The organism is Acinetobacter sp. ANC 4636 (genome assembly GCF_054454555.1).
Window position 1 is genome coordinate 63,748 of record NZ_JBTKVD010000010.1, and the last position, 24,954, is coordinate 88,701.

General features: G+C 39.2%; 29 protein-coding genes. 22 read left to right on the forward strand and 7 right to left on the reverse strand.

Going from position 1 to position 24,954, the window contains the following annotated elements; translation table 11 throughout:
* The first annotated feature begins 37 nt into the window (after positions 1 to 37).
* The 9 genes from ACX1N5_RS11525 to ACX1N5_RS11565 all read left to right on the forward strand — a co-directional run bounded on the left by ACX1N5_RS11525 (position 38) and on the right by ACX1N5_RS11565 (position 9,932).
* A complete protein-coding gene (locus tag ACX1N5_RS11525) occupies positions 38 to 931 on the forward strand; it encodes an amino acid ABC transporter substrate-binding protein (RefSeq protein ID WP_004752592.1) in 894 nt (297 codons plus the stop codon).
* Positions 932 to 1,182: 251 nt separating this feature from the next.
* On the forward strand, positions 1,183 to 1,875 hold the full coding sequence (gene cmk / locus ACX1N5_RS11530; RefSeq protein ID WP_131381593.1) for a (d)CMP kinase: 693 nt from the start codon (positions 1,183 to 1,185) through the stop codon (positions 1,873 to 1,875).
* Between the two features lie 95 nt (positions 1,876 to 1,970).
* Entirely contained in the window at positions 1,971 to 3,647 is a 1,677-nt protein-coding gene (gene rpsA, locus ACX1N5_RS11535; RefSeq protein WP_004752588.1) for a 30S ribosomal protein S1, read from the forward strand.
* Between the two features lie 157 nt (positions 3,648 to 3,804).
* Positions 3,805 to 4,113: an integration host factor subunit beta gene (locus ACX1N5_RS11540; protein ID WP_004752586.1), complete on the forward strand. Its 309-nt coding sequence runs from the start codon at positions 3,805 to 3,807 to the stop codon at positions 4,111 to 4,113.
* Between the two features lie 34 nt (positions 4,114 to 4,147).
* Complete coding sequence (locus ACX1N5_RS11545) at positions 4,148 to 4,507, forward strand: lipopolysaccharide assembly protein LapA domain-containing protein (RefSeq protein ID WP_004752584.1); 360 nt, start codon at positions 4,148 to 4,150, stop codon at positions 4,505 to 4,507.
* A 30-nt stretch (positions 4,508 to 4,537) separates the two neighbouring features.
* Positions 4,538 to 5,218 (forward strand): orotidine-5'-phosphate decarboxylase, encoded by a 681-nt coding sequence (gene pyrF / locus ACX1N5_RS11550; RefSeq protein ID WP_131381592.1) that lies wholly within the window; start codon positions 4,538 to 4,540, stop codon positions 5,216 to 5,218.
* 282 nt (positions 5,219 to 5,500) lie between these two features.
* Complete coding sequence (gene zapE, locus ACX1N5_RS11555) at positions 5,501 to 6,655, forward strand: cell division protein ZapE (protein ID WP_458802359.1); 1,155 nt, start codon at positions 5,501 to 5,503, stop codon at positions 6,653 to 6,655.
* 315 nt (positions 6,656 to 6,970) lie between these two features.
* On the forward strand, positions 6,971 to 9,142 hold the full coding sequence (locus ACX1N5_RS11560; RefSeq protein WP_458802357.1) for a malate synthase G: 2,172 nt from the start codon (positions 6,971 to 6,973) through the stop codon (positions 9,140 to 9,142).
* A 130-nt stretch (positions 9,143 to 9,272) separates the two neighbouring features.
* Positions 9,273 to 9,932, forward strand: coding sequence for an SOS response-associated peptidase family protein (locus ACX1N5_RS11565; protein WP_458802944.1), 660 nt, complete (start codon positions 9,273 to 9,275; stop codon positions 9,930 to 9,932).
* Positions 9,933 to 9,984: 52 nt separating this feature from the next.
* Here ACX1N5_RS11565 and ACX1N5_RS11570 read toward each other — a convergent pair whose 3' ends face one another.
* The 3 genes from ACX1N5_RS11570 to ACX1N5_RS11580 form a co-directional block, all read right to left on the reverse strand.
* Complete coding sequence (locus ACX1N5_RS11570) at positions 9,985 to 10,467, reverse strand: RcnB family protein (protein ID WP_131381589.1); 483 nt, start codon at positions 10,465 to 10,467, stop codon at positions 9,985 to 9,987.
* A gap of 319 nt (positions 10,468 to 10,786) precedes the next feature.
* Positions 10,787 to 11,704, reverse strand: a complete 918-nt coding sequence (locus ACX1N5_RS11575) for a LysR family transcriptional regulator (protein ID WP_004752573.1) — start codon at positions 11,702 to 11,704, stop codon at positions 10,787 to 10,789.
* A gap of 63 nt (positions 11,705 to 11,767) precedes the next feature.
* Positions 11,768 to 12,193 (reverse strand): HD domain-containing protein, encoded by a 426-nt coding sequence (locus ACX1N5_RS11580; protein ID WP_131381588.1) that lies wholly within the window; start codon positions 12,191 to 12,193, stop codon positions 11,768 to 11,770.
* A gap of 119 nt (positions 12,194 to 12,312) precedes the next feature.
* On the opposite strand from ACX1N5_RS11580, the gene ACX1N5_RS11585 reads away from it, so the two are divergent.
* From ACX1N5_RS11585 to ACX1N5_RS11620, 8 genes are all read left to right on the forward strand, one after another.
* Positions 12,313 to 12,633 (forward strand): hypothetical protein, encoded by a 321-nt coding sequence (locus tag ACX1N5_RS11585; RefSeq protein WP_458802941.1) that lies wholly within the window; start codon positions 12,313 to 12,315, stop codon positions 12,631 to 12,633.
* 2 nt (positions 12,634 to 12,635) lie between these two features.
* Complete coding sequence (locus ACX1N5_RS11590) at positions 12,636 to 13,265, forward strand: 2'-5' RNA ligase family protein (RefSeq protein ID WP_458802939.1); 630 nt, start codon at positions 12,636 to 12,638, stop codon at positions 13,263 to 13,265.
* 8 nt (positions 13,266 to 13,273) lie between these two features.
* Positions 13,274 to 13,795 (forward strand): bifunctional adenosylcobinamide kinase/adenosylcobinamide-phosphate guanylyltransferase, encoded by a 522-nt coding sequence (gene cobU, locus ACX1N5_RS11595; RefSeq protein WP_458802937.1) that lies wholly within the window; start codon positions 13,274 to 13,276, stop codon positions 13,793 to 13,795.
* On the forward strand, positions 13,792 to 14,844 hold the full coding sequence (gene cobT, locus ACX1N5_RS11600) for a nicotinate-nucleotide--dimethylbenzimidazole phosphoribosyltransferase (protein WP_458802936.1): 1,053 nt from the start codon (positions 13,792 to 13,794) through the stop codon (positions 14,842 to 14,844). The genes cobU and cobT overlap by 4 nt, the downstream gene beginning before the upstream one ends.
* A gap of 1 nt (position 14,845) precedes the next feature.
* On the forward strand, positions 14,846 to 15,454 hold the full coding sequence (locus ACX1N5_RS11605) for a histidine phosphatase family protein (protein ID WP_458802934.1): 609 nt from the start codon (positions 14,846 to 14,848) through the stop codon (positions 15,452 to 15,454).
* Entirely contained in the window at positions 15,451 to 16,203 is a 753-nt protein-coding gene (locus tag ACX1N5_RS11610) for an adenosylcobinamide-GDP ribazoletransferase (RefSeq protein ID WP_458802932.1), read from the forward strand. The genes ACX1N5_RS11605 and ACX1N5_RS11610 overlap by 4 nt, the downstream gene beginning before the upstream one ends.
* 131 nt (positions 16,204 to 16,334) lie before the next feature.
* The gene (locus ACX1N5_RS11615) at positions 16,335 to 16,553 is read left to right on the forward strand and encodes a hypothetical protein (protein ID WP_131381582.1); all 219 of its coding nucleotides are present in this window, start codon (positions 16,335 to 16,337) and stop codon (positions 16,551 to 16,553) included.
* Positions 16,554 to 17,259: 706 nt separating this feature from the next.
* Positions 17,260 to 17,595: a DMT family transporter gene (locus ACX1N5_RS11620; protein ID WP_458802930.1), complete on the forward strand. Its 336-nt coding sequence runs from the start codon at positions 17,260 to 17,262 to the stop codon at positions 17,593 to 17,595.
* A gap of 1 nt (position 17,596) precedes the next feature.
* On the opposite strand, the gene leuE is transcribed toward ACX1N5_RS11620, so the two are convergent.
* The 3 genes from leuE to aceR all read right to left on the reverse strand — a co-directional run bounded on the left by leuE (position 17,597) and on the right by aceR (position 20,274).
* Positions 17,597 to 18,259, reverse strand: coding sequence for a leucine efflux protein LeuE (gene leuE / locus ACX1N5_RS11625; protein ID WP_458802928.1), 663 nt, complete (start codon positions 18,257 to 18,259; stop codon positions 17,597 to 17,599).
* Between the two features lie 70 nt (positions 18,260 to 18,329).
* Entirely contained in the window at positions 18,330 to 19,310 is a 981-nt protein-coding gene (tal, locus tag ACX1N5_RS11630) for a transaldolase (RefSeq protein WP_458802926.1), read from the reverse strand.
* Positions 19,311 to 19,380: 70 nt separating this feature from the next.
* Positions 19,381 to 20,274 (reverse strand): HTH-type transcriptional regulator AceR, encoded by an 894-nt coding sequence (gene aceR, locus ACX1N5_RS11635; protein WP_458802924.1) that lies wholly within the window; start codon positions 20,272 to 20,274, stop codon positions 19,381 to 19,383.
* 100 nt (positions 20,275 to 20,374) lie between these two features.
* On the opposite strand from aceR, the gene aceI reads away from it, so the two are divergent.
* The 5 genes from aceI to ACX1N5_RS11660 all read left to right on the forward strand — a co-directional run bounded on the left by aceI (position 20,375) and on the right by ACX1N5_RS11660 (position 24,199).
* On the forward strand, positions 20,375 to 20,794 hold the full coding sequence (aceI, locus tag ACX1N5_RS11640; RefSeq protein WP_458802922.1) for a chlorhexidine efflux PACE transporter AceI: 420 nt from the start codon (positions 20,375 to 20,377) through the stop codon (positions 20,792 to 20,794).
* Positions 20,795 to 21,413: 619 nt separating this feature from the next.
* Entirely contained in the window at positions 21,414 to 22,130 is a 717-nt protein-coding gene (locus tag ACX1N5_RS11645; RefSeq protein WP_458802920.1) for a FadR/GntR family transcriptional regulator, read from the forward strand.
* A 66-nt stretch (positions 22,131 to 22,196) separates the two neighbouring features.
* On the forward strand, positions 22,197 to 22,925 hold the full coding sequence (locus ACX1N5_RS11650) for a PDC sensor domain-containing protein (protein ID WP_458802918.1): 729 nt from the start codon (positions 22,197 to 22,199) through the stop codon (positions 22,923 to 22,925).
* A gap of 9 nt (positions 22,926 to 22,934) precedes the next feature.
* Positions 22,935 to 23,324: a MerR family transcriptional regulator gene (locus tag ACX1N5_RS11655; RefSeq protein WP_131381575.1), complete on the forward strand. Its 390-nt coding sequence runs from the start codon at positions 22,935 to 22,937 to the stop codon at positions 23,322 to 23,324.
* Between the two features lie 71 nt (positions 23,325 to 23,395).
* Positions 23,396 to 24,199: an SDR family NAD(P)-dependent oxidoreductase gene (locus ACX1N5_RS11660; protein WP_458802916.1), complete on the forward strand. Its 804-nt coding sequence runs from the start codon at positions 23,396 to 23,398 to the stop codon at positions 24,197 to 24,199.
* A 55-nt stretch (positions 24,200 to 24,254) separates the two neighbouring features.
* Here the strand turns inward: ACX1N5_RS11660 and ahpC are convergent, their stop codons facing one another.
* Positions 24,255 to 24,818, reverse strand: coding sequence for an alkyl hydroperoxide reductase subunit C (ahpC, locus tag ACX1N5_RS11665; protein ID WP_004752537.1), 564 nt, complete (start codon positions 24,816 to 24,818; stop codon positions 24,255 to 24,257).
* Positions 24,819 to 24,954: the final 136 nt, after the last annotated feature.

Genomic DNA, 24,954 nt, shown 5'->3' on the forward strand with positions numbered 1-24,954 from the left:
AAAACAATAAATATTGATATGATCATAAAGGGAAAGTATGAAATCAGGTCTTAGAAAAATTTGTGCATCTAGCATGGTTTGTGCATTATCTATGTCAGCAACATCTGCTTTTGCAGTGGATACATTGGCCAAAATTCAAAAAACAGGTACGTTGGTTATTGGGCACCGTGTATCCTCGCAGCCTATTTCTTATGTGGTCAATGGACACCCAGTAGGTTATGCAATTGATATTTGTAATGATGTTGCATCAGAAATTAAAAAAGAATTACACATGCCAAATTTACATGTGGTGTATAAAGCAGTTTCTCCAACTGAACGTATCCCAATGCTAAGATCTGGGCAAATTGACATGGAATGTGGAACATCAACCCATTCAGTGATTCGCGATCGTGAAGTTAAATTTTCAACGAACTATTATATGGCTGAAATTCGCATGGCTGTGAAAAGCACTTCACATGTAAGAGAGTTTGATGATTTAGATAATAAGACTGTAGTAACAACTGCAGGTGTGATTGCTGACAAATACCTAAATAGAACCGTTCGCGGTCACGATTTAACGATTCATAAAATTTATGGTCGTGATCATGGAGAGTCATTTGCATTGCTTGCAGCAGGCAAAGCAGATGCTTTTGTTGGTGCTGATTCAACGCTTGCGGGTTTAATTGCAACTTCAGGGCATCCACGCGACTATAAAATTGTAGGTACGGCATTATCAGTTGACCCATATGCGATCATGTTGCCAAATCATGATGTGAAAATGAAAGCTATAGCAGATAAGGTGATTGTGGGGCTGTGGCGTTCAGGAAAAATGGATCAGCTCTATAAAAAATGGTTTTTATCTCCAATCCCACCTCGCAATATCGCTTTAAATATGGAATTAAATAAAGCGAATAAAGTTTTAAGAATGCGCCCAACAGACGCAGGGAATTAAAATATTCAATTCAAAGGTCTAGCCAGAAATGTTCTGGCTAGACCTTGATTAGCGGATAATAGGTGTTTTTAGGTATTATTTTCTGTGAATAATAAACTCAAAATAGCTGCAAATCATGATCAAAGAAGCCTAATAATAAAATGTATGACGTTTCTTTTTAAAATAAGAAAAGATGATTGAATTTATTGCATGCAAAATGCAGACTAGCTAGCTTACTAAACCTAAATATTAAATTTATATTTGGATGATTTATGAATATTCATGTAATTACGATTGATGGGCCAAGTGGTTCTGGTAAAGGAACTTTGGCAACCAAAATCGCGCAACACTATCATTATCACCTGTTGGATTCTGGGGCGCTATATCGGTTGCTTGGCTTGTCATTGGAAAAAAGAAAATTACTTGAAGTTTTGCAAGATAATTTAACCGAGTGTGTTGAGATTGCTCGTAATCTACAGATTGAATTTGTAGCAACAGAGCAAGGTATTCGGGTTTTGTTAGATCATGAAGACGTATCACAGGTTATTCGTACCGAAGAGGTGGGTGCATTTGCATCTCGAGTTGCCGTAATTCCTGAATTACGTGATGCGTTGTTACAACGCCAGAGAGATTTTGCTCAGTTGCCTGGTTTAATCGCAGATGGTCGTGATATGGGAACAGTTGTATTCCCTGAAGCGCAGGCAAAAATTTATCTAACAGCATCAGCAGAGTCAAGAGCCGAGCGTCGCGTAAAACAGTTGCAGAGCATGGGTGAGGATGCTAAAATAGATGACATTTTAGCTAATATACAAGCACGCGATAAACGAGATATGGAGCGCAAAGTTGCTCCACTTAGGCCAGCTGTAGATGCTTTGGTGATTGATAGCTCATTGTTAACAATCGATGAAGTCTTTGCACAAATGGTTAATTATATCGATGTGCAGTTAGCAAAAGCATTTTATTAGCTTGACACATCACTTGATCAGATTTATGGATGATATGTCAGCGTAACTAAACCAGCCTTGACTGATCCAAGACTGTTGAATTTATCAGGTATAACATGACCGAATCTTTTGCAGCCCTCTTTGAAGAAAGCGAATTAAATCTAAACGTTGAAAAGGGTGCAGTCATCCAAGGTGTTGTAGTAAGCATCGATGACGACTGGGTAACTGTTGACACTGGCCTTAAATCTGAAGGCGTTGTTGACCGTGCAGAATTCTTAAATGACCAACGTGAACTTGAAGTTCAAGTTGGTGATACTGTTGATGTTGTTGTTGAAGCGCTTGACAACGGCATGGGTCAAACAGTTTTGTCACGTGAAAAAGCAAAACGTGCTGAAACTTGGACTAAACTTGAAAAAATCTTTGAAGATGGCGAAATCGTTACTGGTGTTATCTCTGGTAAAGTTAAAGGCGGTTTCACTGTTGACATCGGTCCAGTTCGTGCGTTCTTGCCAGGTTCTTTGGTAGACACTCGTCCTATCCGTGATACAACTCACCTTGAAGGTAAAGAGTTAGAGTTCAAAGTTATCAAACTTGATGCTAAACGTAACAACGTTGTTGTATCTCGTCGTGCTGTTATGGAAGCTGAATCTTCAGCTGACCGTGAAGCTCTTCTTGCTCAGCTTGAAGAAGGTCAAACAGTTACAGGTACAATTAAGAACCTTACTGATTACGGCGCATTCGTTGATCTTGGCGGTATTGATGGTCTTCTTCATATCACAGATATGGCTTGGAAACGCATCAAACACCCTTCAGAAGTGGTTGAAGTGGGTCAAGAAGTTACTGTTAAAGTACTTAAATTTGACCGCGAGCGTAACCGTGTTTCACTAGGTCTTAAACAACTTGGTGAAGATCCATGGTTAGCGATCATGAGCCGTTATCCTAAAGGTTCTATCGTTAAAGCGCGCGTAACTAACCTTACTGATTACGGTTGTTTTGCTGAAATCGCTGAAGGTGTTGAAGGTTTAGTACACGTTTCTGAAATGGATCACACTAACAAAAACATCCACCCATCTAAAGTTGTTCAGATCGGTGATGAAGTTGATGTAATGGTTCTTGAAGTAGACGAAGAACGTCGTCGTATTTCTCTTGGTATCAAACAAACTCGTGCTAACCCATGGGAAGAGTTTGCTAAGAACCATGACAAAGGTGAAAAAGTTTCAGGTACGATCAAGTCAATCACTGACTTCGGTATCTTTATCGGTTTACCTGGCGGTATCGATGGTCTAGTTCACTTGTCTGACATTTCTTGGAATGAACAAGGCGAAGAAGCAATCCGTCGTTACAAAAAAGGTGATACTGTTGAAGCGGTTATCCTATCTGTAGATGCTGAAGGCAACCGTATCAGCCTTGGTATCAAACAATTGAATAGCGATCCATTCAACGATTTCTTGGCTACTAACGAACGCGGTGCACTTGTTAAAGGTACTGTAACTGCAGTTGATGCTCGTGGTGCTACTATTAAGTTAGCTGACGAAGTTGAAGCAACTCTTAAAGCATCTGAAATCAACCGTGATCGCGTTGAAGATGCGACTAAGTTCTTAGAAGTTGGTCAAGAAGTTGAAGCGAAAATCATCAATGTTGATCGTAAATCTCGCTCTATCAACTTGTCTATTAAAGCAAAAGATGAAGCTGAAGAGAAAGAAGCAGTTGCTAACTTACGTCAAGTAACTGCTACTGGTCAAGACAATGGTCCTAAGACTATTGGTGATTTGATTAAAGCTCAAATGAAGTAATAACGTAAAAAGGTTGAAAATTAGTGTAACTAATTGATACTTTTTATTTAATTACTGTAAACGGTAGCGTAGTATTGGTATACTGCGCTACCGTTTTGTATTTAAACGGGTTATTATCAATTGACTGATAAATCGATATAAACCAATGAGGTCATAGATGACTACAGAAGCACTTAATAAATCTGATTTAATACAACGTATTTCTTTGAAAAATCCACATTTGGCTGAGCCTCTTGTTGAGGAAGCTGTCAAGATTATGATTGATCAAATGATTGAGGCGTTGTCATCGGACAATCGTATTGAAATCCGCGGCTTTGGAAGCTTTGCGCTACATCACCGTGAACCACGTGTAGGACGTAACCCTAAAACAGGTAAATCTGTTGAGGTTGCAGCAAAGGCGGTTCCTCATTTTAAACCGGGTAAAGCATTGCGTGATGCTGTCAATGAAGCTGGAAGTGAAAAATAACTAAAACAGCACGCTGATGTAGGAGGTAGGCCTTATGCGCTTTATCCTTATTCTTGTATTGATTATATTGTTTGGCTATTCATTGGCTTTGGTTTTACAAAATGGTACTGAGTTAAGTGTAGATTTATTATTTACTCAAGTTCCTGCTATGCGTTCAGGCTTAATGTTATTGTTAACGTTGGCTTTAGGTGTGGTGCTGGGGTTATTGCTAGGCGTACAGGTTTTTCGTGTGTTTCAAAGTCGTTGGGAAATTCAGCGCTTACGTAAGGATATTGATCATTTACGTAAAGAGCAGATTCAAAGCGCGCAACTGGCTGCTACAGAAGCAATTACTCACAGTAGGCAAGAAAAAACTGTTTTGGATATTAGCCCAGAAGATAAAAGCCCATTATAATGGGCTTTATTTTTGGTTGGAATTAATCTCTTGAGTATTATTGTTGCCTTAGATGCGAAAAGCCAAGCCCAAGCGTTAACTATTGCTGAACAGCTTGACCCTGAACTTTGCCGAGTGAAAGTAGGTAAGGAACTATTTACTCATGAAGGTCCTCAGATTGTAAAGGCTTTACATCATCTTGGATTTGAAGTCTTTTTGGATTTGAAATTTCATGACATTCCAAATACAACTGCGCAGGCAGTGTGTGCCGCTGCAGATTTGGGCGTCTGGATGGTGAATGTCCATGCTTCTGGTGGTCGCAAAATGATGGAAACCTGTGTTGAGCGACTAAAAGCTGGAAATTATAAAACCCAATTGATTGCGGTTACCGTATTAACGTCTATGGGGCGTGAAGATTTACGTGATATTGGTCTGGATGTTGAGCCAGTTGATCAGGTTCGCCGTTTAGCAAAATTGACCTATGATTGTGGCTTGGATGGTGTTGTGTGTTCTGCGCAGGAAGCCAAAATTTTGCGTCAGGATTTGGGTGGCGAATTTGCTCTCGTGACTCCAGGCATTCGCCCTGCAGGTTCAAATGCAGATGATCAAAAACGTATTGTGACGCCTGCGCAGGCAATGCAGGATGGTTCTACACATCTAGTAATTGGTCGACCAATTACTCAAGCACAACACCCTCAGCAAGTGTTGCGAGATATTTTGGCAACAATATAATTTACTTTAAATACTCATTTAATGTTAAAAAAGGCGTGCAATTTTGCCGCCTTTTGCAATTTCAAGGTAAAAAAACTTGAAATCAGGCTTTGCTTTATAAAATAATACGGTGGAATTGTGCTGCAAATCATATGGATGAATATATAATTTATTCAGATTTTTATGGTGCAAGGGAATGAATGTTTAAAATGATTGTATTTATGATTAAGCTTATTGCCTAAGACATAAAAATCACAGCCAAATTCGCATAACGTTGTTTATTGACACGAAATATTGAAGCATATGTTTAATTCTAAATCTGAAAATCTGACTCATGCCGCGGCATTATCGCCTGCGGAACGTTATGCGAAAGCATTGTCTTCAGGGCAGTTTATGCCAGATGATGCGCAAGCTCAGGCAGTGCATGAGCTAGAACGAGTCTGGCAAGAGTTGCTAAATCGTTATAAGGCCTCAAAAAAAGCGTTCCGTCGCTTTCGCCGCCAAATCACACCACAAGGTGTGTACATGTGGGGTGGAGTGGGGCGCGGAAAAACTTGGTTGATGGATCAGTTTTTTGATTCAATTCCATTTCGACGTAAAACCCGAATGCATTTTCACCATTTTATGCAATATGTGCATAAGGAATTAAACAAGCTCTCAGGGCAGCGTAATCCTTTGGATTTGGTTGCTGATCAGATTTATAAAGATGCGGTCATTATTTGTTTTGATGAGTTTTTTGTATCGAATGTGACCGATGCCATGATTTTAAGTGATTTGTTCCAAAAGTTGTTCCAACGAGGGATTACTTTAGTTGCAACGTCAAATATTGCACCAGATGGCTTATACAAAAATGGTATTCACCGAGATCGTTTCCTTCCAACCATTGAAATGGTCAAGGAAAACTGTGCTGTTTTAAACGTTGATGCGGGTGTGGATTATCGCTTACGGGTATTGAAGCAGGCAGAGTTGTTTAAGCATCCACTTACACCTCAAGCAGACCGATGGATTGATGAGCGCTTCCATGCACTGACTCAATCACAACATATTGTCAAAAGCAATATTGAGATTAACCATCGCCAGATTGAAACACTTGGTCACAGTCAGGATGTATTGTGGTGCGAATTTAAAGAGTTGTGTTTAAAACCACGCAGCCCTGCTGATTTTATTGAAATTGCGAATATTTACAATACGGTACTGGTCAGCCATATTCCACATTTAACTGATCAGCTCAGTGATGCAACACGACGTTTTATTTATTTGGTCGATGAGTTTTATGACCGTGGAGTCAAGTTATTGTTGACTTCACAAGACAGTATTATTGAAATTTACTCAGGTGAAAAGCTGGCATTTGAAATTGAGCGGACACGCTCACGGTTGCTTGAAATGCAGTCGGATGATTATTTGAATTCTGAGCATCATCATATAGAGCAAACATCTGATAAAAAAGAAGAAATATAAAAATAAAAGCGCCGAAAAGGCGCTTTTATTTTCTTACATCTGCGTAAAATAAAAGCATAGACGCTATTGGTTGAAATTTGTTAGAGTCAATCTGGCTGCAATGATGACAAGTGGCACTTTAGTCTAATTACAGGTCCTTTAAAAATAATTTACATCCTTTTTTTCTGTATTTTATTTTTATATATCAATGATATGATGAAATAGTGTTGGTTTTAAAATATTCACTATTTTGCAGCTTAATAAAGCTATTCAGCCCAGTATAAATGTTTATACTGAATACTTCGGTAATAAAAAGTAGCACAATCAGGAAAGACAATGACTGCACGTATTCAAAAAGGCAAACTTGCAATTGCTAAGGAATTGTACGATTTTATTGAAAATGAAGCTCTACCTGGTTCAGGTTTAGACAGCGACAGCGACAGCTACTGGAAAGGATTTGAACAAGTTGTTGTTGATCTTAGCCCAAAGAACAAAGCGCTTTTAGCCAAGCGTGATGAGCTTCAAGCTAAAATTGATGAATGGCATCGCAATAACACATTTAAACTAGAAGCTTACAAGGCTTTTCTGACTGAAATTGGCTACTTATTACCCGAAGTAGAAGATTTCCAAATTACAACTGAAAATGTAGATGAAGAAATTGCACTACTTGCAGGACCGCAATTGGTTGTTCCTGTGCGTAATGCACGTTATAGCCTAAACGCTGCCAATGCGCGTTGGGGTTCATTGTATGATGCACTTTATGGTTTCGATGTTATTCCTGAAACTGATGGTGCAGAAAAAACCAAAGCTTATAACCCAGTTCGTGGCGAAAAAGTCGTAGCATTTGCTAAAAATTTCTTAAATGAAATTTTCCCTTTAGCTCAAGGTTCTCATGCAGATGTAGTGTCGTATACAGTTGAAAATAACCAATTGGTTGTTACGCTAAAAGACGGCACAAAAACTACACTTGCAAAAACAGCACTGTTTGTTGGTTACAATGGTGATCCTGCTCAGCCGACAGAAATTGTACTGAAAGAAAATGGTTTGCATGCAATTGTGCAAATTGATGCCAATAGCCCAATTGGTAAAACAGATAGCGCTCATGTGAAAGATATTGTGCTTGAAGCTGCTGTAACAACCATTCAGGATTTGGAAGATTCAGTTGCGGCTGTTGATGCTGAAGAAAAAGTGGAAGGCTATCGTAACTGGCTTGGTCTGATGAAAGGAACTTTGGAAGATTCTTTTGAAAAATCAGGCAAAACAGTTAAGCGTGCTTTGAATCAAGATCGTAGCTATCACAATTTAGTGGGTGGTACGACTACCGTTCATGGTCGCTCACTGATGTTGTTGCGTAATGTTGGTCATCTTATGACAAACCCTGCAATCTTGGTCGATGGTGAAGAAATTTACGAAGGCATCATGGATGCTTTGGTGACACCATTGTTGTCTAAGGTTGATATTTTGGGACAAAATACAGTTAAGAACTCTCGCAAAGGTTCAATGTATATTGTTAAACCAAAAATGCATGGTCCTGAAGAAGTTGCATTCGCAGTTGAATTGTTCGAACGTGCAGAACAATTGATTGGTCTGCCAGCGAAGAGTTTGAAAGTTGGTATTATGGATGAAGAGCGTCGTACATCTGTAAACTTGAAAAACTGTATTGCAGCAGCAAAAGATCGTACCATTTTTATTAATACAGGCTTCATGGACCGTACGGGTGATGAAATCCATACCTTTATGGAAGCAGGCCCAATGGTGCGTAAGGTTGAAGTGAAAAACCAAAAATGGTTTGCAGCTTATGAAAACCGTAACGTGATGATTGGCCTACAATGTGGCCTACGTGGTAAAGCACAGATCGGTAAAGGCATGTGGCCAAAACCAGATTTGTTGCTTGATATGTACAAAACCAAAATTGAACATCCTCAAGCAGGTGCTTCATGTGCATGGGTTCCATCTCCATCTGGTGCTGTGATTCATGCGATCCATTATCATCAATGCAATGTATCTGAGCGTCAGCAAGAATTATTGTCTGAATCAGCATTGCCTTTAGATGATTTGTTGACACCACCTTTAGCTGCTGAAACTAACTGGTCTGCTGAAGAAATTACCAAAGAACTTGAAAATAACTGTCAAGGGATCTTGGGTTACGTGGTGCGTTGGGTTGACCTTGGTGTAGGTTGTTCTAAAGTTCCAGATATTAATGATGTTGGTCTGATGGAAGACCGAGCGACATTACGTATTTCTTCGCAGCACGTTGCGAACTGGTTGCGTCACGGTATCGTAACTCAAGCACAAGTTGAAGAAGTTTTGCACCGCATGGCAAAAGTGGTCGATGAGCAAAATGCTAATGACCCAGAATATACAGCCATGTCAACAGACTTTGACAACAATATTGCGTTCAAAGCTGCTTCTGATTTGATTTTTAAAGGTGCAGAGCAACCAGCAGGTTATACAGAACCTCTATTGCATGCAGCACGTTTAAAATTGAAAGGTTATACAGGTGATTAATCACCTGAACTAAAAAAAGCCTCTTCGGAGGCTTTTTTTATGTCTGTAAAATAGCTTTTAGATTGTCTGAATTAGAAAAAATATGATTTTTGATTGATAATAAGTCGAGACAGTCAAATTTGATTCGAATATGTGCGCGAATTTCAAGCCTCTAACACTCGCTCAACTTCAGCAATTACAGCTACCTGCGATTGATTTTGAATATGTTGATGAAGTTTACCCTATGGGAAACTGTCCTTTACTATTTCAGGCAGAGCGAGAGTTAGAATGGCGCAACGTCATGTTTGGTTTAGTGCCAAAATGGGCGACAGATGTAACGGTTGCCAAGCATACTTATAATGCTCGGCAGGAAACGCTGCTGCAAAAACCTAGTTTTCAGGCATCAATCTTGAGATGCAAATTTGGAGTGATTCCTGTTACGGAGTTTTATGAAAGTAAATATATTGATGATAAACCGCAGCGTTGGAGTGTTAAACGTAAAGATGGGCAGGCTTTCTTTATTGCAGCTTTATATGAAATCGTGAAGATTGGAGAACAAATTATTCGTTCTGCAACTATGCTGACGATGGATGCTTTAGATCACCCGATGATGAAAGATTTTCATGAGCCTGGAAATGTAAAACGTTCAGTGATCGTTGTTCCACATCATTATTTAAAGGCATGGTTAAATTGGAAAAGTCCAAATATTACCAATTTTGTTGAAGGTTTTCCTGTAGATGAATTTGAATGTTTACATGTACCCAAACAAAAACTAATTAAACGAACACCTCAGCTCAATATGTTTGAATAAAAAAGCACCTATATTTATAGGTGCTCTAGGGGTGGCAACTTGCAGAGAGGAATTAATGCCCGCCAAGCAAGATTTGTGCAATTATGCCTGTTGCGATGGCAATAAGAACGTAGTCGCCATTAATGCGAACCCAGCGATGCCCGCGTGGAGGTGCTGGTAAATCATGTGAACGCCAGTCACGAACTTGATATTCGTTACCTCGGTATTGAGGGGGAACGCGTCCACCTCTACGCCATTCTTGACCTGGTCGTGGCATATCATGGCGATACGCTTGATGGTTTTGCTGGTAGCGAGGAGTCCAGTGGTGATCATCGCGACGATCGTTTGACTGATGTTGTTGATAACCACCATCATGGCGATTTTGATCTTGGTGCATGTTTTGATACATGTTCTGATCTTGATGCATGTCACGACGATCATTTTGTTGGTTTTGTTGAGGACCGCCACGGTAGTTATCATTTGGGTCTGCAAATGCTGCACCTGCGGATAATGCGGTAGTCATTGCTAAGGTGATTGCCATTAATTTGGTTTTCACGAGATTTCTCCAGTTGACTGAGCTTGGCGCATATTATTTTGTTTGTGTATTTATCATTAATAAAAAAAACAATATGTTATCAAGCTAAGTAAATTGAATCTGACATATTAAAATTCATCTTTATTTGTACAGATAAAAACTATACGAATAAATATATTGTCAGATCTTTAAACATAGAAATTGGGGAGAATATGTTCTGACCAATTTCTTACCTGTTACTAACTTATCAATATATTACGGGTAAATAATGGAGATACGACAGCTTATCTATTAAAGCTCAATAGATAAGCTGTAATCTTATGCTAATTTGCGAGTTATTTTAAAAAACATCAATACCATCTTTGTATGTTAGATGTTCTACCAAGTAGTCAATAAAAACTCGAACTGCAGGTAACATGCCACGTCGAGAAGGATAAACAGCATGTAAAATACCATGTGGTGCTTTCCATTCGGGTAGGACACGAACGAGTTCACCTGTTTTAACATAGTCAGCCGCAATCGAGTCAGGCAATAATGCAATACCACAATTTTGTCGAGCCAGCTGACACAGCATCATCAAGTCCGAACCCATCACAATTGGGTTAATTTTAATTTTAATTGGTTGATTCTGTTGATTATGTAATACCATAAACTGATCGGCATGTTCATCTACCATGCTCAGTACTTTATGTTCGCTTAATTGTTCTGGGCTTTTCAAATCACCATACTGATTCAGATAAGCCTGACTCGCAAAAAGATGTTGCTCATGTCGGTCAAATTTACGCACAATCAATCCAGGATCATCATCAATTTTTGCACGAACGCGTAAGGCGACATCAACCCCTTCATTAATCACATCGACACGACGATTGCTGACGAGCAGTTGCAAACGAATTTCTGGGTAACGCTTCAGGAAGTCGGGGAGAATTTTGGTAAATTCATTTTGAGCGACTGAAACAGGTACGCTGACCTTGACAATACCGCGTGGTTCAACACTCAAATGGTCGATCAGATCATGTGCGGCTTGCGCGGCATTCATCATGACTTGAGCGTGGCGGTAAATATTCATACCAATGTCAGTCACCGCAAAATGACGTGAACTGCGCTGAATCAGGCGAACACCCAAACGTTCCTCTAAATTATATACACGGCGACTTAATTTAGATTTGGGAATGTCTGTAGCACGTTCAGCTGCACTGAACCCGCCATGTTCAACCACCAAAGCAAAACAGTAGAAATCGTCTAAATCGCTGAGCATAAAAAGCCGACCTGAGAGATAAAGTATTTAGAAAATATACGTTCTTATAAACAGATACAAGTTTTAAATGTCATGCAGCAAGATTTCCTGAACCTGCTGATACTCTTTTAAGCGTAAAAAGTCCCGTTCGGTTGGGTGGGTAATTCGGCTCAGATCCATATTGTCTGCAACATCGGCAAGTTTGACTTCTCGTGCAATTGGGTTTTTGACAGCACGCCATGCAGCTTCTATACGATTTTCGCCTTCTTTTTTTGTGAGTGCACAAACGGCATCAATGACATCTTGACTAAAACCCAAGGAAATGAGGTCGACAATTGTTGCATCAGTATCTTCGATGACATCATGCAGTACAGCGACGATTTGCTGTATTTCATTCTTCATTTTTAACATTAAACGCAGTGGATGAAGAATATAAGGTTGACCTGCCTTATCGACCTGTCCTGCATGTTTGCGTGTTGCAAACGTAATGGCTTTTTCTAGAGTTGCCATGTTGAGTTCCTTGAAAGATGTTCCACTCTTTTTGCCAAAATTATAACCAATTTTGAAGTATACAATGCTATTTGGCATAAAATATTTTAAACTATACTATCTGAAAAAAATGATATTTTATGAATTACCAGCTTATTGAAATTCAGGGTGAGCAGACAAACCTTGCTTGTCCGTATTGTCAGCATGTTGTGCTGAATTGGGAAGAAGAACAGTATGTGCAGCCTTGCGAGCATACGGCATTTGTTGCAATGGATTTGGGGTTTGAATATATTGCAGATCAGTTTGAGCATTGCTTGCCGCATTCGGTAGATGATATTCATACACAAGAAATGAATGTATTTGAAGAAATCACCCATGCTCAGGTTGAGCAGTTGCTTATTTATAAAATGGAATTGGGAGTAGCAGATTTATATCGCTATGTTGGAATTATGCTGTTTTAGCCATGTTTTTACAGCCCAACAGCCATACATTTGCAAGTTTGGACGCAGATTATTCAGATTGGCATAAAGGAAGAGATCAATTTTCTCTCTGGTATTTAGAGATAGACGATGCTGCCTGTAGCGAGTATTTGAAGCAAATACAACAGCAATTTCAATCTTATCTGTATATGCCTAACCGTCGACGCTGGCATATTACATTGTTTGTATGCGGGTTTTGGCAATCGCCATTTCATTTACAGCATTTACCTGATCATTTTCATGAACGCCAGCTCAAGCAACAGATTGAATTGTTACAACAATTACAGGCAAATACTTTTGAGCTCAAACTGGGGCGGGTACGCAGCTTCCAAAGTGCTTTATTTGTAGATGTGATTGATGAACAAAATATTTTATTGCAACTACGCCGCTGTTTTTGGCCTGTTGCAAAAGAAATTGATGCAATCATTTACTGTCCGCACGTAACGATAGGCTTGTATCGGGATGAATTTGCTGCCAATCCAATTCTAGAGCAGATAGAGCAAATACCAGTTCAACCATGGACAGTTAAATTTCGATATTTGACTTTTGGTTCATATCAGGCACGCCAATTACAAGGTGAATTGTCTGCACATTATCGTTTTCATTTAGGTTAATTTTATTTATGTTGCATTTAGTATTGGGTGGGGCGCGTTCAGGAAAAAGTCATTATGCTGAACAGCTTGCACTGGCAACACAAAAACCACGAGTGTATATTGCTACGGCTCAGGCAGTTGATCACGAAATGCAGGAGCGTATCCATCAGCATCAGCAGCAACGTGATCAAAATTGGCAGTTGGTTGAAGAGCCGATATATTTGGCAGAGCGTTTGCAGGAATTGGATGCTGAACATCAGGTCATTTTAATTGATTGTTTAACTGTTTGGATGAGTAATCTTCTCTGCGCACAAGATCCTGATTTACAGTCACGTGAATGCCTGAAATTATTAGAATTATTACCAAATTTAAAATCTGAAATCATTCTAGTCAGCAATGAAACGGGACTCGGGGTTGTGCCGTTGGGGGAAATTACACGTCGTTTTGTCGATGAGTCTGGACGCTTACATCAAGCTTTGGGGCAGATTTGTCAACATGCGGTATTTTGCGTTGCTGGATTTCCGATACAATTGAAAGGAGTAGAAAAATGAGTTGGTGGTTACAGCCGTGTCGTAATATTGATGGCGTATTTCAAGAAAAAGCATTGGAAAGACAGGCTCAACTGACAAAACCTGCTGGGGCATTGGGGGATCTGGAAGAGTTAGCAGTCACCTTGGCAAGTTTGCAGCGTACCGAGCAACCCAATATTGATCATGTCTGGATTAGCTTGTTTGCAGGTGATCATGGCGTGATGGAAGAAAATATTTCTGCTTATCCGCAAGCCGTGACCCGACAAATGCTTCAGAACTTTATATCGGGTGGCGCTTCGATTAGTGTAATTGCCAGACAGCATCAGGCGCATTTACAGGTGATTGACTGTGGGACTGTCGGTGATGCTTACGATTATTCAGGCGTGCAGCAGCATCCAATTGCAGCAGGAACGCAGAATTTTGTAAAAACGGTTGCCATGAGTGAAACCCAGTGCATCGCTGCGATGACAATTGGTAAAAATAGTGTCGATCAGGCGGTAGAACAACATAGTAATTTGTTTATCGCAGGTGAAATGGGAATCGGGAATACCTGTTCAGCATCAGCACTGGCCTGTTTGTTATTAAATGAACCTGCTGAAGTACTTACAGGTGTAGGGACAGGTATTGATCATGCAAAATTGCAACATAAAAAACAGGTGATTCAACAGGCTATTGAGTTGCATCAGCCCGATGTGCAGGCAGATCCAATTAAAATTTTAGCCGCAGTCGGTGGTTTTGAAATTGCTGCAATGGTTGGGGCATATTTGCGCTGCGCACAAGTTGGTATTCCAATGCTGGTCGATGGTTTTATTAGCTCTGTGGCTGCTTTAATTGCAGTACAGATTCAACCTAAAGTCCGTACATGGATGCTGTTTGGGCATCAATCTGCGGAGTATGGGCATCGCCGTATTTTAAAAGAGTTACATGCACAGCCGATTTTGCAATTGAACTTGCGTTTGGGTGAGGGAAGTGGCGCAGGCGTTGCACTGAGTATCCTTAAAATGGCATGTGTGCTGCATAATGAAATGGCAACCTTTCAACAAGCTGCGGTAACAGGTGAAAAGCAATAAAATGCTGCAATTGGATGTATTACGGCATGGGCAAACAACACAGGGACATACCTTGCGTGGGCATCTGGATGATGCCCTAACTGCCGAAGGCCGCCAACAAATGCAGGATACGATAGCCTTATATTTACAACGGCATCCTGTTTGGGATGCAATAGTGGCATCACCCTTACAGCGCTGCCTGAGTTTTGCTCAGGATGTGCAGCAGCAGTTTGATTTGCCTCTCGTCACGATGCCACAATTTAAAGAGTTGTATTTTGGGGATTGGGAAGGCCTGACTTTACAACATATCCATGAAACTCAGCCAGAACAGTTAGGGCAGTTTTGGCAAGATCCTTGTCAGCATGCACCCCCACAAGGGGAAAATTTACTGGATTTTCAGAACAGGTTACAGCAAGGCTGCCAAATGCTGCTTAATCAGGCACAGCAGCAACAGTGGCAAAAGGTATTGCTAGTTTGCCATGGTGGTGTGATTAAGTGGCTAAAATGTATGGCTCAACAACAGCCACTCACTCAACTGCTGACTATGCCTGCTGAACTTGCCAGTATTCAAGCGATATATCTCAAGCAGAATGAACACTTGCAATTGTGTATTCAAGAGCAAATCCTATGATGCCATTTTGGATAGCATTACAGTTTCTAACCATTTTTCCCATACAGCTTAAACAGTTACCTAGCCCGCGACAAAATGCTTACTCGCTCGCTTTTTATCCTGTGATTGGTTTGTTCCTTGGTGGACTCATCTTTGCAATAGCGTGGGGGCTTAATTCTATTCATTTACCTGCTTTACTTTCTGCCAGTCTGATTTTAACGGTTTGGGTAGTTATAACAGGTGGATTACATCTGGATGGTTTGGCAGATACGGCTGATGCTTGGGTTGGTGGCTATGGTGACCGTGAACGTACTTTAAAGATCATGAAAGATCCACAGTGTGGTCCAATTGGGGTGTTGAGTCTGATTTTGAGTTTATTGCTCAAATTTTCCAGTATTTATGTCATTTTACAAACTCAACACCTGTATGGACTGGTGATCATTCCTGTTCTTGGGCGCTTAACAGCCTTATTTTTATTTCTGACTTGTGACTATGTACGAGCACATGGGCTGGGTTCATCCTTTTTGCAGGACTTACCTCGCAAGCTTTTATGGATGATATTGCTTATTTGCCTATTCGCATGTAGCAGCTTGGGATGGGTAGGGCTTGTGGTTACAGCCATATTTTGTAGCTGTTTGGGGTATTTGCGTCATGTATTTGTACGTCGTTTAGGCGGAATCACAGGTGATACCGTGGGGGCCAGTATTGAAATTTCTGAATGTGTGAGCTTACTTAGCTTTGCAATCCTGCTATCAATGCGACTTTTTTGAGACAGAATAACTCACTTATATTTTTACAAACTGATCACAATGCGAAGAATTTTAACAATTACAAAAAATTCTCATTTGAAGATTTATGTTATAAAAAAATCACCAATTAGATCAGGATGAGGAATCGAGTTATGCGAACGATTCATATTCAAGTGAAAGATCAATTTGATGTGTATCATATGGCAAAAGCTGTATTGAAAGAATTGGCAGATGGAGAGGACTCTGAGCAGTATTCTTTAGAGCAAAAAGTTGATTTTATTGAGATTTATGGAGAACGGATTTTACCAACAATCGAATTGCTTTTTCAAAGTGAAGCTAATTGTAAAATCTATAAAGTTATTGAAAATTAAGTAGTTGAACGTGAATGGTTTAGGTAGGTAGATGCTATTTATCTGAGCCTTTCATTATTTTTCTCCCTATAATTTTTTCATTTTGTATGAACAGCATGATCAAATTTGTGCATTGCATCACAGTGTTTTTAAGTCGTAAGCAAGACGATTAAAATTAAATTTATCTACTTGTTAAAGAAAAAGTATTGGTAATACAAGTATATGATTGAATTCAATGTTGTATAAGAAAAGTTAATTAATGAAATTTTGAGTATTTAAAGATTGTAAAATTATATTTTTTTGTTATTGAATTGTTTCTTAAAATATTGTATAAAAAATATTCAACTTACCTGAGAGAGGTGGGGTATGACAACTTTAGAATTATTATTAACGTCATCATCTGTATTAATGCTGATCACCATCGTGTATGCCTTCGGACAGATGTTTAATTGGGCTATTTCATAAAATGAGTAAAGCACCTTCGGGTGCTTTGTTATTTGGAATGATGGTCACCTGTTCTTTTCAGGTTACGTAGTTTAATCAGAAAACATGAATTTCTTGCTCTGATCGTGATATAGAGTCAAATATCAAAAATGCTAGCATAGAAGTATTTTCACAAAATACTCTTTCAGAATGGTTTTGCTGTGATACTAAATTAAGTCATTGTTTATAGTTGTCATGGTATCTTTAAAGTGAGTTGTATTTTTTAGGGGTTTTCACGAGCTCAATGTTTTATGCCTATATCATTTTAGCTTTTGCAATTATTGCCGAAGTTTTGGGAACAACTTTTCTGGTTAAATCAGAAGGTTTTAGCAAATTATTGCCATCACTCTTGGTGTTTGTTTTTTATACTGCATCATTTTATGCACTTTCTCAGGTCACCAAAACGCTTAATATTGGTGTGGTTTATGCTATCTGGAGTGGAGTTGGTATTGTATTTACAGCAATGATTGGCTATTACGTATTTAAGCAAGCTCTAGATACACCTGCATTTATTGGTATCGGATTTATTATTGCAGGTGTGTTGATTATGAACTTATTTTCAAAAACAGTTGGGCATTAAGTTAAATAGTTGAAAAAGCGAGTTTTGCACCAAAAGTTAAAAATAAAATACCAACCGCGCATGTTGCCAGACTTGCTAGGCGCTGCTGCTGAGAAAAGTAACGCGCCAACTTTCTGCCGCCAAAAATCAGGCTAGTTAAATAACTGAAACTAATGAACTGTAAAATCACGGCAAGAATCAGAAAGCTGAGCATTGGTGCAGAGCTCTTTGGGTCAACGAATTGCACAAAGAACGACAAGAAAAACAAGATGGCTTTCGGGTTTAGCAAACTAATAGTGAGTGCAGTACGAAATGGGCGTAATGCAGTCATTGGAGGTTCATTAGCTCTGGCTGGGTCAACTTCAATTTTGGGCTGTTTGGCATTTTTCCAAATGCCAATACTGTGCAAAAACAGTTTTATGCCTAAATATCCCAAATAACCTGCACCCAATACTTTTAGAACCGTAAAGATGATTGGGTAAGCATGGATTAAAGATACAGCCCCTAGCACTGTTGCTAAAATCAGTATGCTATCTCCTGTTAAAATGCCAAGAGCAGCTTGATAGCCTCGTTTGATCCCATAACGAGAAGCTGTCGTTAACAGATATAAGGAATTTGGACCAGGAAGTAAAACAATTAAAATCGTACCAATAATAAATCTTGGTAAATCAATAATCCCAAACACGATAACCGACCATAAATAAAACCGAAACTGTTTAAATCAGTTTCGGTTGCTATAAGAAAGAGAATATATTTTAGTTCTTTAATTCGGCAGTTATACCAAAAGATTGTCTTAATAAAGCACTGAGTTGTTCACGAGCTTTAATAAATCCATCAATACCTGCCTGTAATAACTGAAATGCCATCAGGTCATGTTCAAGCTGATGTTTAAATTCTACTTCAGTCAGCTCCGCTTCAGCAGGAATAATGTTTTGTGTTGGAACTAACTGAGCAGTGACCTGACGTTGATCTTCATTCAGTTGAGCCAGTAAATTTGGCGCAACTGTTAATAGGTCACAACCTGCCAAAGCTAGAACTTGCTCAATACTGCGGAAACTTGCACCCATCACCTCAGTTTGAACACCATGGGCTTTATAATCGTTAAAAATAGCCTTAACCGATAGCACACCTGGATCTTGTTCGATTGGATAATGGTCAACATTTTCTGCTTTTTTATACCAGTCCAAAATACGCCCAACAAACGGTGAGATAAGGGTGACTTTCGCATCTGCACAGGCTTTGGCTTGATGAGAACCAAACAATAGCGTCAGGTTACAGTGAATACCTTCAGCTTCCAATACTTTTGCTGCCTGAATTCCTTCCCATGTCGAAGCAATTTTAATCAGGATACGGTTTTGATCGATCCCATAGCTTTTATACAAGGTCAGTAATTCTTTGGCTTTGGCAATGGTTGCTTCGGTATCGTAAGACAAGCTTGCATCAACTTCCGTTGAAACTCGCCCTTCGATGAGTTTTAGAATTTCTACACCAAATTTGACAGTTAAAATATCAATCGTACGTTCAATCAACTCATCAGCACATAAGCCTTCTTGTTTGGCTTGGGTATAAGCGGCTTCGATCAGTTCACGGCTGCTTTCTTGGGCTGCGGCCGCCGTAATTAAGGATGGGTTGGTGGTTGCATCAAGTGGGCGGAATTGTTCAATCGCACTTAAGTCGCTGCTGTCAGCAACAATGGTTGTCAATTTTTTTAATTGGGATAAAGAAGAAGTTGTCATTGTTTAAACTGTTCGATCATGTTTTGAATCTATCTAGTTATAGCATAGCTTTTTGCAAAAAAGATGTGTTTTATTGCACTTTTTTAAGACGCTGTTGTCGAACAAAATCAATTAAAAATTGACTGGCTTGCCCAAGTTGCGCTTCTTTATTCCAGACAAGGTCAATGTAATATTCAAGTTGTGGGGTAATTTCCAAAATATCCAGAATCTTCAACTGGGTATATAAATGCGGATTTTGCTCCAACATGGTCAATGGCAATAACCCCCAGCCCAGATTTTTTAAAATCAAAGAAAGCGCAAGCTGATGGTTGTCGGTGCGCCAGTATTGAGTCGAAAACAATAGCTCAGGTTTTAGATGCTGGTCGCGCCCTGTGACAATCACTTGACGGTAACGCTGTAGTGTTTCTAGTGAAATTTGATTTTGCTTTGCCAAGCTGTGTGACAAGCTGACAACGGGCACAATGGTTTCTCGTTTCAGCTCGATAAACGATTCACGATAATCAAGGTATTCTCGCTCAAACATCAGGGCAAACTGGACTTGTCCTTGCATCAGCATGCGTAAAGCATCTTCTTGTGGTGCTGAAAAAATATCAAGTTGTAGCGTGGGAAACTGTTGTTCAAGCAGGGCAATATAATCTGTCCATTCCATATGAATCAGTTCAGATACCACCACAATACTTAACGTCGATTCCAGACCATCACTGAGAGCATTTGCATGCTGTATCCATTGCTGAATCTCCGTCAGCAAATATAGGGTTTTCTCGTAAAGTACCTGAGCTTGTGCGGTCGGTTTTGGTTCACGCCCAATCCGTTCAAACAGCTGCAAGTTGAGATCAACTTCCAGATTGGCAATCGACATGCTGACCGCAGAGGGGACTTTACCAAGCTGGCGGGCAGCGGCAGAAAAAGAGCCTGTTTCCATCACAGTTTTAAAGATATTGAGTTGTTCTTGGTTAATGTTCATTTATATTCATCTATCAATTATTTTGAAAGAATCTAATTCGATTAATCAGAATAATAAAAATAAAATGCAGTGATTCCAAGCAAAACAGCTGAAAAATTTTATGTTGATGTCAAAGAAAAGATGGATTCATGCGTTAAGTTATGAAGGTATTTTATTATTGATCATGACTTCGATATTAAGTTATATGTTTGAAATGCCTGTGGAACTTATGGGAAGTTTAGGGTTGGCAATGGCAATTATTTCAGTGTTCTGGAATATGCTCTATAACAATCTGTTTGAAAAATTGGAAGGTTATTTAAAATTGCAACGCGGTATCTGGGTACGTATTCTGCATGCGATTGGTTTTGAAGGTGGGCTATTATTTATGAGCGTACCGTTGATTGCCTATAGTTTAAATTTAGATTTTTTGAATGCACTGCTGCTCGATATAAGTATTACTTTATGCATTTTAGTGTATACCTTTATATTTCAATGGTGTTTTGATGTGATTGAAAGAAAATACAGTTTGGGTCAAACATAATTATCTCAGGTAGAGAATTAAAAAAAAGTAATTGATCAAAAAAGAAAAATTATAAATTTATGGTGAAATTCCATTATTTACAAAAGCACTAAGATTATTTTGATTAAAAAGCTAGAAAAATTTTATATTGGATAGCATTTTGTATAATAAATTATATTTCATATTTAAGATTTAATTAATTATATTAAACAATAACTTATATTTAATATGAATTAAAAAATACAATATAAGAAAAACAATAATTTTTTAAATCTATCTAGAGTCTTTGTGATATGGCACGATATTTTGAATATCTGTATGAGATTAATGCAATTGGTCCATTTAAACCATTCAAATTATCGTTGATTTTTCAAGAAACGACATTAATTTATAAACGATTTGTTATAATCAGCGCATCCATAAAACATTGAAAGATGATCAATTTGGCAATTCAATGCTGGAATGCAAACCAGTTAAATTATTTACGCCAACCATCTGCATCAGAAATGGAATTTCTAAAATATAGATAAGCACTGCATATTCTGCTTAGAAACAATAGGGATGAGGGGTTTTATGGAAAGCTTTATCTTTTTTAGCCTACCGTATCAAGCATGATGCTTGATTTAGACGAGAACTAGCGATGACAGCACATACCGTTATATATGCACCAATCGGTCAAGCCACACGTTCTGAACAGGTCGTGGAACGATTAGGCAATGCCATTATTGCAGGGTTGCTTGAAGCAAATGAACAACTTCCAAACGAAGCTGATTTATCGCGTCTTATGGGCGTGTCACCTGTAACTGTACGTGAAGCGCTGAATACGCTACGTGTCAAAGGATTAATTGATACACGTCGTGGGCGAAATGGTGGAAGTTTTGTTTGTGAGCTTTCTGCCAACCAAGTGTTACAGCAACAACCTTTACGCCAAGTCAGTAACGAATATCTCGGTGATCTATGCGAGTTTCATAGTGCAATCTTATCGCATAGTGCCAAGCTTGCGACTCAGCGCACAACCCCTCAGCAATTGTCCAAACTGCATGAACTGATTTTAACTTTTCAAGATGCACAGTCTGCTGATGTGCGTGCCCAAACCGACATGCGATGTTTATTGATGATTGTGGCTTATGCACAATCTTCGCGTTTAGCCAATCAGGAGCTTGCTATTCAGGCAGAATGGCTGCCACTGGTTGCAACATTGTACAAAAACGATAAAATTCATATGCAAACTGTTGCTGAATACCTAAAACTATTTGCTTGTTTGCAACAGCAGGATGCTGATGCCGCCGCTCAACAGGCACAAAATTTGCTTGATACGTTAACAGATCAAATGCTTGAATATAAGTTAACACTTTAAAATCAAAGTAAGTTTCTGACACTGTTCGAGCACAAAGAAAAAGTGGTAAAAAAAGGAAATAAAAACATGAGCGATATACAGATTGAACAGATTCAGGACTTACTGAACCAAGTCGTTGTCGAAATTACTCAAGCTGCCAAAGGACTGGTCGAACAAGCTCACCACTTACTTTCAGCAGATTCTCTCTTGCCAGAAGGCGTGAAGCTGACGCCCTCAGATCGGTACAAACTTCAACAGCACATTCAAACTGCATTGCAACAGAGCCAATACAGTCATGGTATGGGATTTGCAGGTTATTCTGCGGAAACTCCAGAAGAACAAGGTTACTGGACACTCGAATGGTGGTATAAAAAAGATCAAAAAATTCAGCAGGCAGAGTTAGAAAGCTATCAGGATTTACAACAGCGCTTGGATTTTCGCTTATTTGACTGGTTTAACTATCCTGCAAAAAATAAACAACCGTATGTTGATGGGCCTTATGTTGATTATATTTGTAATCATGCCTATACCATCACATTTTCACATCCTGTCATGATTGCACAGCAATTTGTTGGGGTTATTGTGATTGATCTATTGGTTTCAACGCTAGATCAGCTTATTTTACCTCGATTGCGTAGATTGGATCAGACTGCTGTCGTCACTAATGATGATGCTCGAATTATTTTATCCAATACGGCAAAATACCGCACAGGCGCATTATTTCGTGAACAGGCGAAAGCGACTCAAAACGCTGTGCCACAAAATCATCCATTTCAGTTGATGTTAATGCAGAATTATTATTCATCCCGCAGTTAGATAAAATTTATGTATATTGGACAGCTTGCAGCATGTTGTAACACAACACCCAAAGCCATTCGTCATTATGAACAGTTAGGTTTGCTGCCTGAACCAAAGCGCTTGGGTAAATATCGCGTATACTCTGATCTGGATATACGCTTGGTCAATATGATTCGCCAAGCACAAACTGTTGGTTTTAGCTTGGCTGAGATTCAAGAGCTGGCTCATATCAAAGCGCAGCAACAGCGCTTTCCCTTAGATATTGCCAAACAGCTTATGACTGAAAAATGGCAAAAATTAGAACAACAGAAACAGCATTTGATACAGTTACAACAAGATTTGTTAGATCTTGATCAAACCTTGACCCGATTATATGCCGATGAAGAGCAGCAAATATGTGCTGATGACCTTGCCTAAAATAAACACTTGACTCTGTCCCTAAGGGACGAGTTTATAGTCATGACTCAATGATAAAAGGTAAATGTAATATGAGTCATGTCTTAGAAAAATTTCAAAATAAAACAGCTTTAATTACAGGTGCATCTTCTGGGATTGGACAAGGCTTTGCTGAATATTTGGCAAAACAGGGTATTCACCTGATTATTGTGGCGCGCAGCACTGAAAAATTGCAGCATTTGGCTGAACAACTACAGCAGCGTTATTCGATTCAAGTCGATTGTATTTCACTGGATTTGGCAAAACTGGATGCCGCATCACAACTATTTGAAAAAATTACTCAACAAGGTTTGAGTGTTGATATTTTGATCAATAATGCGGGTTTTGGTAAATGGACAAAATTTCTAGAGCAATCACTACAAAGCTACCAAGAAATGATCTTGCTGAACATGTTGACTGTGACCCAATTAACCCAATTGTTTTTGCCAAAAATGTTACAAGAAAAACAAGGAATTATCTTAAATGTTGCATCGACGGCTGCATTTCAGCCTTTACCATATATCGCCGTTTATGGTGCAACTAAAAGTTATGTCTTAAATTTTACTGAAGCGTTGGCAGGGGAGTACCGCAATTCTGGTGTGCAATTGTTAGCACTTTGCCCAGGAAATACCACGACCAATTTTGCAGAGGTCGCACAGGCAAATACAGAAGGTATGCAGGCAATGACAGTAGAGGAGGTTATTCAGTCTGCGATGCGTGGATTGGAGAAAAAGCAAACCTTTGTCATTACAGGGAAACTCAATTATTTAACGGCACAGCTTGCGCGAGTGCTGTCACGCCAGTCAATGGTCAATTTGGTGGCAAATATGTTCGAAAAACGCATTGCTTCCGCCTAAATAAAAAGAACCCCTCAAATGAGGGGCTCTTTTTAGAGATGATCTAATCGAAAGATTAGATTTTACCTACTAGATCAATAGATGGAGCAAGTGTTGCGTCACCTTCTTTCCATTTTGCTGGGCAAACTTCACCTGGGTGATTGTGTACGTATTGAGCAGCTTTTACTTTACGAAGAAGTTCTTGAGCGTCACGACCGATACCACCAGCGTTGATTTCAACGATTTGGATTTTACCTTCAGGATCGATAACGAAAGTACCACGGTCAGCAAGACCAGCTTCTTCAATTAATACTTCGAAGTTTTTAGCAAGTGCCCAAGTTGGGTCGCCAACCATTGGATATTCAATTTTTTTGATTTCAGCAGAAGAATCATGCCAAGCTTTGTGTGTGAAATGAGTATCTGTAGAAACTGAATAGATTTCCACGCCTAATTTTTTGAATTCAGCGTAGTTGTCTGCAAGATCGCCTAACTCAGTTGGGCATACGAAAGTGAAGTCTGCTGGATAAAAGAAGAATACAGACCATTTGCCTTTAAGAGTGGCTTCAGTAATGTCGATGAATTGACCGTTATGATATGCAGTTGCTTTAAATGGTTTAACTTCAGTATTAATTAAGCTCATCATTATCTCCGTAAGATGGATGGAAGTAGTAATCTGTTTACGAAATTTAGAATAAGAAAAAAAACATCATTGGTAAAATAGTATTTTTTAATGCAAAGAATCGGAAAAATGAATTATTGATTTTTGCAATACCTTT